This is a genomic window from Microbacterium sp. Y547 (genome assembly GCF_057669785.1).
In genome coordinates, this window is the sequence record NZ_JBYHFN010000007.1 from 132,419 (window position 1) to 142,515 (window position 10,097).

The 10,097-nt window shown below is 69.6% G+C and carries 10 protein-coding genes; 8 read left to right on the forward strand and 2 right to left on the reverse strand.

What is annotated here, in order from left to right:
• The first annotated feature begins 6 nt into the window (after positions 1–6).
• The 6 genes from AC25Y0_RS12235 to AC25Y0_RS12260 all read left to right on the forward strand — a co-directional run bounded on the left by AC25Y0_RS12235 (position 7) and on the right by AC25Y0_RS12260 (position 5,890).
• Positions 7–543: a ribose-5-phosphate isomerase gene (locus tag AC25Y0_RS12235; protein ID WP_488123292.1), complete on the forward strand. Its 537-nt coding sequence runs from the start codon at positions 7–9 to the stop codon at positions 541–543.
• Positions 543–1,541, forward strand: coding sequence for an Fpg/Nei family DNA glycosylase (locus AC25Y0_RS12240; protein ID WP_488123291.1), 999 nt, complete (start codon positions 543–545; stop codon positions 1,539–1,541). Before AC25Y0_RS12235 ends, AC25Y0_RS12240 begins: the two co-directional genes overlap by 1 nt.
• A gap of 16 nt (positions 1,542–1,557) precedes the next feature.
• Positions 1,558–2,208: an FMN-binding negative transcriptional regulator gene (locus AC25Y0_RS12245; protein WP_488134725.1), complete on the forward strand. Its 651-nt coding sequence runs from the start codon at positions 1,558–1,560 to the stop codon at positions 2,206–2,208.
• Entirely contained in the window at positions 2,205–3,701 is a 1,497-nt protein-coding gene (locus tag AC25Y0_RS12250; protein ID WP_488123289.1) for an amidohydrolase, read from the forward strand. The genes AC25Y0_RS12245 and AC25Y0_RS12250 overlap by 4 nt, the downstream gene beginning before the upstream one ends.
• 141 nt (positions 3,702–3,842) lie before the next feature.
• Positions 3,843–5,207 carry a sensor histidine kinase gene (locus tag AC25Y0_RS12255; RefSeq protein WP_488134726.1) on the forward strand — a complete coding sequence of 455 codons (1,365 nt, stop codon included), beginning with the start codon at positions 3,843–3,845 and terminating at the stop codon, positions 5,205–5,207.
• Between the two features lie 20 nt (positions 5,208–5,227).
• Positions 5,228–5,890 carry a response regulator transcription factor gene (locus AC25Y0_RS12260; protein ID WP_488123287.1) on the forward strand — a complete coding sequence of 221 codons (663 nt, stop codon included), beginning with the start codon at positions 5,228–5,230 and terminating at the stop codon, positions 5,888–5,890.
• Between the two features lie 53 nt (positions 5,891–5,943).
• On the opposite strand, the gene AC25Y0_RS12265 is transcribed toward AC25Y0_RS12260, so the two are convergent.
• Complete coding sequence (locus AC25Y0_RS12265; protein WP_488123286.1) at positions 5,944–6,429, reverse strand: Dps family protein; 486 nt, start codon at positions 6,427–6,429, stop codon at positions 5,944–5,946.
• Between the two features lie 159 nt (positions 6,430–6,588).
• Between AC25Y0_RS12265 and AC25Y0_RS12270 the strand changes: the two genes are divergently transcribed.
• The gene (locus tag AC25Y0_RS12270; protein ID WP_488134727.1) at positions 6,589–8,733 is read left to right on the forward strand and encodes an acyltransferase family protein; all 2,145 of its coding nucleotides are present in this window, start codon (positions 6,589–6,591) and stop codon (positions 8,731–8,733) included.
• A 9-nt stretch (positions 8,734–8,742) separates the two neighbouring features.
• Positions 8,743–9,279, forward strand: coding sequence for a gamma carbonic anhydrase family protein (locus AC25Y0_RS12275; protein WP_488123284.1), 537 nt, complete (start codon positions 8,743–8,745; stop codon positions 9,277–9,279).
• Positions 9,280–9,288: 9 nt separating this feature from the next.
• On the opposite strand, the gene AC25Y0_RS12280 is transcribed toward AC25Y0_RS12275, so the two are convergent.
• On the reverse strand, positions 9,289–9,657 hold the full coding sequence (locus AC25Y0_RS12280) for a hypothetical protein (protein WP_488123283.1): 369 nt from the start codon (positions 9,655–9,657) through the stop codon (positions 9,289–9,291).
• Positions 9,658–10,097: the final 440 nt, after the last annotated feature.

Sequence of the window (10,097 nt, forward strand, 5' to 3'; positions counted from 1 at the left end):
GGTGCCATGCGCATCCACATCGCGACCGATCACGCCGGCCTCGAGTTCTCCACGCAGCTGCAGCACCACCTCGCGGAGCGGGGCCACGACATCGTCGACCACGGTCCACTCGAGTACGACGCGGTCGATGACTATCCCTCGTTCTGCATCCGGGCGGCGCAGGCCGTCGCGAAGGACCAGGCCGACGGCATCGAGGCGCTCGGCGTCGTCTTCGGGGGGTCGGGGAACGGCGAGCAGATCGCGGCGAACAAGGTCCGCGGCATCCGCGCGGCTCTCGTGTGGAGCATCGCGACGGCAGAGCTCGCCCGCGAGCACAACGACGCGAATGTCATCGCGGTCGGTGCCCGCCAGCACACGTTCGACGAGGCGGCGACGTTCATCGACCGCTTCATCGCGACCCCATTCTCGGGGGATGAGCGCCACGCGCGCCGCATCCGCCAGATCGCCGCGTTCGAGATCGACGGTTCGCTCGAGCCCGATCCCCGTGCAGGCGCCCCGATGGGCGGCGAATCCGTCGAGGCGATCGACCCCGAGGCGGGCTGATGCCCGAGGGGCACTCCGTCCACCGCATCGCCCGCCAGTTCGACCGCAACTTCGTGGGGCGCAGGGTCAGCGCCTCGAGCCCTCAGGGCCGCTTCGTCGAGGGCGCCGCGATCATCGACGGACGAACGGCGACATCGGTGCGCGCCGTCGGCAAGCAGATGTTCCTCGAGTTCGACGATGACATCTGGCTGCGTGTGCACCTGGGCATGTACGGCGCGTGGGATTTCGCGGGTGAGATTCTCGCCGATGCGACCATCGAGGCCGCGAACGGACGCATGGGGCAGACGAACCAGCGGGGGACCGCCGATGCCGAGCCGATCATGGATGCCGCGGGCGAGAACTCGCTGACATCCATCGGTGCTCCCCGGCGCGCACGGGTGCACGTGCGCATGTCCGAGCAGACCACGGGGCTCGCCGGCGACGACGACGAGTGGCCACCGCCGGTCGTCGGCCAGGTGCGGCTGCGTCTGCTGACCGACACGACGTGCGCTGACCTGCGCGGGCCCACGGCCTGTCAGCTGCAGACACCGGACGAGGTGGCAGCGACCATCGCCAAGCTCGGGCCCGACCCGCTCGTCGACGATGTCGCCGAAGGGGAAGAGCGCTTCGTCTCGGTCGTGAGGCGCAAGCCGACGCCGATCGGACTGCTGCTGATGGACCAGTCCGTCGTGAGCGGGATCGGCAACGTCTACCGCGCCGAGATGCTCTTCCGCGCCCGCCAGAACCCGCATACGCCGGGTCGCGATGTGCACGAAGAGACCGTGCGCGAGCTGTGGCGCGACTGGGTCTCACTGCTCGCGATCGGTGTCGAGACCGGTCAGATGATGACGATGGACGATCTGGGTCCTGACGAGTGGCGCGCCGCGATGGCCAACCGCGACGACCGCCACTGGGTCTATCACCGCGCGGGCCTTCCGTGTCGTGTCTGCGGCACGGCGATCGTCGTCGAAGAGGCGGCTGGTCGCAAGCTCTACTGGTGTCCGGACTGCCAGCGGTGAAACCTAAGCTGAGGGGATGCGCCAGAACCCGAGCTTCGCGATGACCGACGTCGCAGAGATGCGACGACTCATCGACCAGAACCCGTGGGTCACGCTCGTGAGCCAGAGCGACGAGGGCCTCGTGGGCTCGCACTACGCCGTGATGCTCGACGACACACGGGACGACCTCACGATCGTCGGGCATGTCGGGCGGCCCGACGACCTGATCCACGGACTCGGCGACCGCGAGCTGCTCGTGGTCGTCCAGGGGCCGCACGGCTACATTTCCCCCGGTTGGTACGACGGGGGCACGCAAGTGCCCACCTGGAACTTCATCTCGGTGCACCTGAGCGGCATCCCCGAGATCCTGTCGCACGAAGATAACCGGCGTGTGCTCGACGGGCTCGTGGGACGGTTCGAGCACGCCATGCCGCAGCCGCGCCTCATGTGGGAGCCGCCCAACGACCCCGCCGTCGTCGAGCGTCTCGAGAAGGGCACGGTCGGGTTCCGGCTCACGCCGTCGAGAGTCGTCGCCAAGCGAAAGCTGAGCCAAAACAAGTCGCCCGAGGTCGTCGAGACGATCATCGCCGAGCTCTCCGGCGACGCACCGTGGGCGAACCCGTCGCTCGCTGCCGAGATGCGTCGCGCGCACGACACCATGGCCGCAGCACGCGGGGCCCGAGCATGACGGGCGCACGCATCGCGACGATCGCGAACACCCGCATCGCCGGTGCCGGACGCGAGCTGCTGCCCGATGACGGCCCCGTCGACGTCTTCCTGCGCGACGGCCGCATCGCCGACATCGCGCCGGCCGGTGCGCTGCGCCACGAGGGCGAGACGCTGCAAGCCGAGGGGTCCTGGCTGATCCCAGGGCTGTGGGACCACCACGTGCACGTCGTGCAGTGGGCGCTCACCGCTCAGCGGCAGTCGCTCGGCGAGGCCTCGAGCGCGGCTCATGCGGCACGCATCATGGGGGGCGCGCCCGTCCTTCCCGACGGCAGGCGCCTGGGCACAGGCTTTCGCGACGCTCTCTGGCCGGATGCGCCGACGCTCGAGATGCTCGACGCGGCGACCGGCGACATCCCCACCTACATGATCAACGCCGACGTGCACAGCGTCTGGCTCAACTCCGCCGCGCTGCGCCGTGAGGGGCACGAACCCGACGGGGTCGGCATGCTCCGTGAAGAGGCGGCGTTCGAGATCTCGCGTCGGCTCAACGCGGCCGACCCCGCCGTGGCCGATGAGCTCGTCTCTGCGATGGCGAAGGATGCCGCGTCACGCGGCGTCGTCGGCATCGTCGACCTCGACATGTCCTGGAACGAGGATGCCTGGGTGCGGCGCCTCGCGGCGGGCTTCGATGCCCTGCGCGTCGAGTTCGGGATCTATCCGCAGTTCCTCGATCGGGCGATCGCGGAAGGCCTGCGCACCGCAGACGTCGCCCGCGGTGCGGCGTCCGATCTCGTCCGCGTCGGTCCGCTCAAAGTCATCACCGACGGCTCGCTCGGCACGCGGACCGCCGCCTGCTCGCACGCCTACCCCGGTGACCCTTTCAACCACGGGCTTCTCACGGTCGATCCCGACACTCTGCGCGAGCTCATGACGCGCGCGACCGGGGCGGGCATCGCGTGTGCGATCCACGCGATCGGCGATGTCGCGAACACCCACGCGCTCGACGCCTTCGCGATGAGCGGCGCATGGGGCACGATCGAGCACGCCCAGCTCGTCGCGCACGCCGACATACCGCGTTTCGTCCGCCTCGGGGTCGGGGCGAGCGTGCAACCTGAGCATGCGGTCGATGACCGCGACATGACCGACTCCCTGTGGGCCGATCAGACAGCCCTGCCCTATCCACTGCGCGACCTCGCCGACAGCGGGGCGAACCTGCTGTTCGGATCGGACGCACCCGTGTCGCCCTTGGACCCGTGGGCGGCGATGGCGGCCGCTGTCTACCGCACGCGCGACGGCCGGGCTCCGTGGCGGATCGAGCAGGGCATCGGGGCCGGCACGGCGCTTGCCGCCTCGACGCACGGCGGATCCGCCAACGGCGCACGCATCGAGGTCGGTGCGATCGGCGACCTCGCCCTGGTCGAGCGTGACCCCCTCGATGCGAGCGAAACGCAGCTGCGCGACATGCGCGTCGCGGCGACGCTCGTCGGCGGCCGCGTGACGCACTCGGCGTAGGGCCCGACAGCGCGAGAGGGGGGCCAGCCCCCGGAGAGGTTCGGGCGTCCGGCGGATGGTCCGCAGCGCCGCGGAACGCGACCCTGGAGTGGTGGCCAGCACTTCGCACTTTCACGCCACGTCGCCCCGAAGGAGACACCGATGACCCCCACGACCTCTGAGGTCCGCCCCGTACGACGAGGGTTCTGGGCGACCTACGGCTCGCTGTGGAAGCACGTGCCCGGAAGTGGCGTCTACCTCCTCGTGGTCTTCGGGCTCGCGATGGCAGGACTCACCGCGATGGTGACGCTGTTCTCGGTCGGTGCCGGACTGATCGTCCTGGTCGTGGGCCTGCCGATCATCGTGCTTTCGCTCATCGTCGCCCGCGGATTCGGCACGGCCGATCGCTTCCTCCTGCGACTGACGGGGCTGCCCGTCATCGAGGAGCCGATCTGGAACCGTGATCGTCCTGACCAGAACGGTTTCTGGATGACGTTCACCCGTCCGATCCGCAACGGACGATACTGGCTGGCGCTCGTGCACGGCATGATTGTGAACCCCGTCGTGAGCGGCGTGACGTTCTCCGTCACGATCGCATGGCTCAGCCTCGGATTCGGCGGGTTGACGCAGTGGTTCTGGCGGAGCCTCCTGCCGCCGCAGGACCAGCGCTGGGGCCAGAACGTCGCCGACGCGATGCCGTGGCTGTTCGGGGGTTGGCCCGGCGACTCGGTCGAGTCCGCGCTCTACGCCATCGCCGGTGTGCTGTGCACGTTCACTCTGCCGTGGGTGCTGCGCGGACTCGCGATGGTTCACCATGCGATCGCGGCGGGAATGCTCGGCCGGTCGCGCTCGGACGACCTCGTCGCCGAAGTCCGCGCCGAAGCGGCGGCTAGAGGTGCGGCCGTGCACGCCGAGGATGTCGCTCTGCGCCGCCTCGAACGCGACATCCACGACGGTCCGCAGCAGCGCCTCGTGCGTCTGCAGATGGACCTCGCCGCGCTCGAGCGCCGTGCAGAATCCGGCGACGCCGGCGCCGCGGTCGAACTCGCGCGGGAAGCGCGCACGCACGCGAAGGCGGCGCTCGATGAGCTGCGGGCGCTGTCGAGTGGCGTCGCGCCGCCGCTGCTGCAGGATCGCGGGCTGTCGGCGGCGCTCGGCGCCGTCGCCTCGGCCGCGGCGCTGCCCGTCCACGTCGAGCTCGCGCCCGAGATCGACACGGTCGTGAGTCCCGAAGTGGCACGCACGGTCTACTTCATGGTGTCCGAACTCGTCACCAACGCCATCAAGCACTCGCGGGGAACCGCCGTGACGTTGCGGGCCGTCGTGCGGCCGGCAACGCCCGGAACGCTCGGGATGCTCGACGTGTGGGTCGTCGACAACGGTGTCGGCGGTGCCCGCATCACGGCCGGACACGGCCTCGAAGGGCTGCGCGAGCGAGCGGCGGGCCTGCGCGGTCAGCTGGTCGTGCACAGCCCCGACGGCGGTCCTACATCGGTCGGCGTGCACATCCCGATCACGTCCTCGTGACCGGCGCCTATTCTGAACAGGTGCTTGCCGCGCCCGATCGCCCCACCCGGGTTATCCTCGTCGAGGACTCCGTCCTGCTGCGCGAAGGGCTCGTGCGCCTCTTCGAGGAAGCCGGCTACGTCACCGCCGGCGCGTTCGGCGACGCCGAAGACATCGTGGCGCGGGTCTGCGCCGCCGACGCCGATGTCGCAATCCTCGACGTGCGGCTGCCACCCGGCTATCGCGACGAAGGCATCCGCGCCGCCCTGGCCCTGCGTGCGGCGCTGCCGCACGTCGGCATCCTCGTCCTCAGCCAGTACGTCGAGGGCGTCTACGCGCGCGAACTGCTCGCGGGCGGCGACGGCAGCGTCGGCTACCTGCTCAAGGACCGGGTCACCTCACTCGAGGAGTTCACGGATGCCGTCGAGCGTGTGCGGACCGGGGGCACGGTGCTCGACCCGGATGTCGTGCGCCAGCTCATCGCCGCCCGGCCCGACCCCGTCGCGACACTGACCCCGCGTGAGCGCGATGTGCTCGAACTCATGGCCGAGGGCCGCAGCAACGGCACGATCGCGGCGCGCCTGTTCATCGGGGTGGGCGCCGTCGAGAAGAACGTGCGCGCCATCTTCCAGAAGCTGGGGCTCGAGGACTCCGGCTCGGATCATCGGCGCGTCCTCGCCGTGCTGGCTTTCCTGCAGCGCTGACGACGACGGGGTCGGGACCCGAAGGTTCCGACCCCGCCGTGATGAGCTGCGGTCTACTCGGCCAGGTGCGCGAAGAGGAACCAGCGGTCCTTCTCGAGCGTCGCCTTGATGCTGATCGCGACGTCCTGGCTCGTCAGGTCGATCTCGTCCAGGCCATCGACGGCCGCCTGCGTGTCGGCGATCACGCGGTCCATGTCGGTGATGACGTTGCGGATGAGCGTCTCCCACTGCGTGAACCCTGCGGGGACGGCCGTCGCGGCCGACTTCTCGGCGATCGTCGCGACACGCGCGTCGACGGGCAGGCCCAGGGCGACGATGCGCTCGGCGGCCTGGTCGGCGCCGGCCTGCGCGTTGGCGACGACGGAGTCGAGCAGTTCGTGGATCGCGATGAAGTTCGTGCCGCGCACGTTCCAATGCGCCTGCTTGCCGTTCACGGCAAGACCCTGCAGCCCGAGAACAACGGGAGTAAGGAACTGGGCGGTCGCGGCGGCGACGGTGGGGTCGGCAGCGGTTGCGGGGGTCGTGTTGATCTTCGTCATATCTCTCGCCTCCATACGGGTCGGATGCTGCGCGCCCGCGCAGGTGTTCCGACGAATCCAACGCTAGTGCGCGGTGATCATTCCGCAAGCAAGACAAGGCTCCGCTAACTGCCGCACGCCCTGCCGGGCAAGCCCGCTCGACTCGGCTAACGTCGAGGCGTGCCTTCAGCCGACCATGATCTGGGTCCCCAGAACCTCCGCAAGCCCTCCCGGGTCGTCCTGCGCGAACCGCAGGACCGGTCACCCGAGCACGCCGAGCCGTCGCGGTTCCTGCCGCACGTGCAGGGTCTGCGCGCGATCGCGGTGCTGTTCGTCGTGCTCTACCACTTCTGGCCCGCGCGGCTCTCGGGGGGCTACGTCGGCGTCGACATCTTCTTCGTCATCTCGGGCTTCCTCATCACGGGGCACCTCATGCGTGAGCTCACCGCGACGGGCACGGTGCGACTCGCGCAGTTCTGGGCGCGCCGGGCACGGCGCCTGCTGCCGGCATCCCTGCTCGTGCTGCTCGTTTGCGCCCTCGCCGCCGCGACGCCATACCTGACGCCGACCTCCGCGCTGCCCAACGAAGTGCAGGAGATCCTCGCCTCGACGTTCTACGTCGAGAACTGGTTCCTCGCCTTCACCTCCGCCGACTACCTCAACCACGCCGGCGACCCGACGACCGTTCAGCACTACTGGACGCTGTCGCTCGAGGAGCAGTTCTACGTCATGTGGCCGCTCATCATGCTTCTTGCGGCATGGGTCGGCGTGAAGTTCTTCCGCGGAGCGCGCCGCCGTGCCGTGCTCGTCGCCCTCGGCGTCGTGACCGCCGTCTCGTTCGTCTTCTGCGTCGTCTTCACGATCACCGACCCGGCACCGGCCTACTTCGTCACCTTCGCCCGCATGTGGCAATTCGGCGTCGGGGCGCTCATCGCCCTCATCCCGATGCTGCGGGTGCGCAACGCCCTCGGCAGCTTCGTGCTCGGATGGGGCGGCGTCCTCCTGCTGCTGTACGTCGCGGTGACCTTCGACGCACAGACGCCGTTCCCCGGCTACATGGCGGCTCTGCCGACCCTCGGGGCGGCGGCGATCATCGCGGCATCCAACACCGATCGCTGGTGGTACCCGACCCGCATCCTGGCGCTGCGCCCCGCGCAGTTCGTGGGCGACATCTCCTACTCGCTGTACCTGTGGCACTGGCCGCTCATCGTCATCGCGCCGTCCGTGCCGTTCTGGGGCCTCACGATCTACCACCGCGTCGCGCTGCTCGCGCTGTGCTTCGTGCTCGCGTGGCTGACGAAGGTGTTCGTCGAAGACCCCGCGCGCACCTGGAAGGTGCTCACCTCGCGGCCCGCGCGGGTGACGCTGTGGACGTCGCTGGCCGCGATGCTGCTCGTCGCCGGCACGACCGTCGGTGCCTGGGCGATCAACGCTCCCGCGTACGACTCGGGCGTGCGCGAGATCGCCGAGCTGCGCGAGAACCCGCCGGAGTGCTTCGGCGCGGCCGTCGTGCTCGACGACGCCTGCGCCGCCACGGACGCGGGGGACACGATTCTTCCTGCGCCCGGCTTCGCCGGAATCGACCGACCGGGTGACCCGCAGTGCTTCATCCAGCTCAACGACGCCCGGCCCGTCTCGTGCGAGTTCGGGTCGGACGACGCCGACGCTCCCCGGATCGCGCTCGTGGGCGACAGCCATGCCTACCAGCTGCTGTCGACCTTCCAGCGCATGGCCGATGACAACGGATGGCACCTGACGACGTGGTTCAAGGGCGCGTGCCCGTGGAGCACGACGCCGCTGTCGACCCCCGGCGCGTTCGGCGAGGCGTGCACCGAGTGGCGCGACGGCGTACGGGCGGCTCTGGCCGACCGCGACATCGACGCTGTCTTCACCGCGGCGATCGCCACGACCCCCTACGCTTCCGCAGGCTACGAGTCGTCCTTCGACGCGGCCGTCGCGGGGTACCGCGAGGCGTGGGCCGAAGTGCTGGAGCGCGGCATCCCCGTCATCACCGTCGTCGACAACCCCGTGTGGGAGACCGACCCCAACAAGTGCCTGCGCACGCGCGACCAGGCGGAGTGCGACGGACCGCGCTCGGAGCTGCTCGTCGCCGACGACCCCCTGCGTGCCGCTGCCGCGGGAGTCGACGGCGTCACGCTGCTGGACTTCACCGACGTGTTCTGCGACGAGGACACGTGCTGGCCGGTCGTGGGCGGCGCCAACATCTACCGCGACCAGGACCACCTCACGGTGACCTTCGCCGACACCCTGGCTCCCGCGTACACGGCGGCGATCGAAGAGGCACTCGCGGCACGCGCGCAATAGGGTCGGACCATGACCGTTGCCGAAGGTGCCTCCATCCTGTCCGTCCTCGGCTCGACGCCGCGGCTCGACCCGACAGCGTTCGTCGCCGCCGGCGCGCGGGTGATCGGAGCGGTGACCCTCGGGCCGGAGGCCAGCGTCTGGTACAACGCCGTTCTGCGCGCAGACGGTGACACGATCACGATCGGCGCCGGAAGCAACCTGCAGGACAACGTCTCGGTGCACGTCGACGGCGGCTCACCCGTCGTGATCGGCGAGAACGTATCGGTCGGCCACAACGCCGTCGTCCACGGCTGCACGATCGAGGACGGCTCGCTCATCGGCATGGGCTCGGTCGTACTGTCGGGCGCCGTCATCGGAGCCGGATCCCTCGTCGCCGGGGGAGCGGTCGTGCTCGAGGGCATGGTCGTGCCGCCCGGTTCGCTCGTCGCGGGGGTGCCCGCGAAGGTGCGTCGCGAGCTGACGCCCGAGGAACGCGACGGCATTCGGCGAAACGCCGACGCGTACCGCCGGCACACTGCCGAGCACGAAGACGCAGCGCGGGCCTGAGGCCTCTCGTCAGACCGCGGCCGGCCAGACGGCGATGACGCCGACGATCGAGGCGGCGAGGATCAGCACCCACGCGAAGAAGGTGTTCATCACCTGTCGGCGGCCGCGGCCCACGGCCCGGTCGAACGCCGTCGCGAGTCGGTCGGCCTCGGCGGTGTAGTCCGCGAACCGCTGGTCGTGCAGTGCGCCGCGCGCATCTGCCGTGTCGCCCTCGAGCGGCTTGCGCAACGCCTGCTCGGCGGGTGCCAGCTGCTCGCGATAGCGGACGCCGGCCGCCGCGATGTCGGCGTCCCATGCGCGCCAGGCCGCACCGAGAGTGAACACCTGATAGGCACTGCCGAGGAGCCACAGCACCGCAGCGAGGAAGGTCAACGTCACTTCGGGATGCTATCGGGATGCGCCGGCCGTGACGGCGCGGGTCGTCGGGGGCGCGCCAATTACTGTTCAACAGTGCCGGGCGCACTTATGTACGGCACCTCGGACTCGTGAGATTCATGCCAGCATGAGGTAGTGTCCTGCGGCGTCTCGATGAAGATCGACGCGGTGCCTCTCTATGGGTCAGCGTGCGTGCACTTTTGCTGCAACCGTCTGTCCGCACATCGTCAGCCTGCGTGTGCCCAGACCATGTTTGTGCCGCTGCTTGTGCAAGGTGAACGAGTTCCCGGGGGCGCGCTGAGCCTCTTTCAGCTCTAACAGGGGCCGTAAACCACCAACTCGGCCCAACTGCCCGCCGTCGGCAACCGCATTTGCTCCTCCGAGCTCAAACTCTCCACGTGGAGAAGAGCCAGGGGGACTGCCCCGAGTTTGGTTGACGTCTG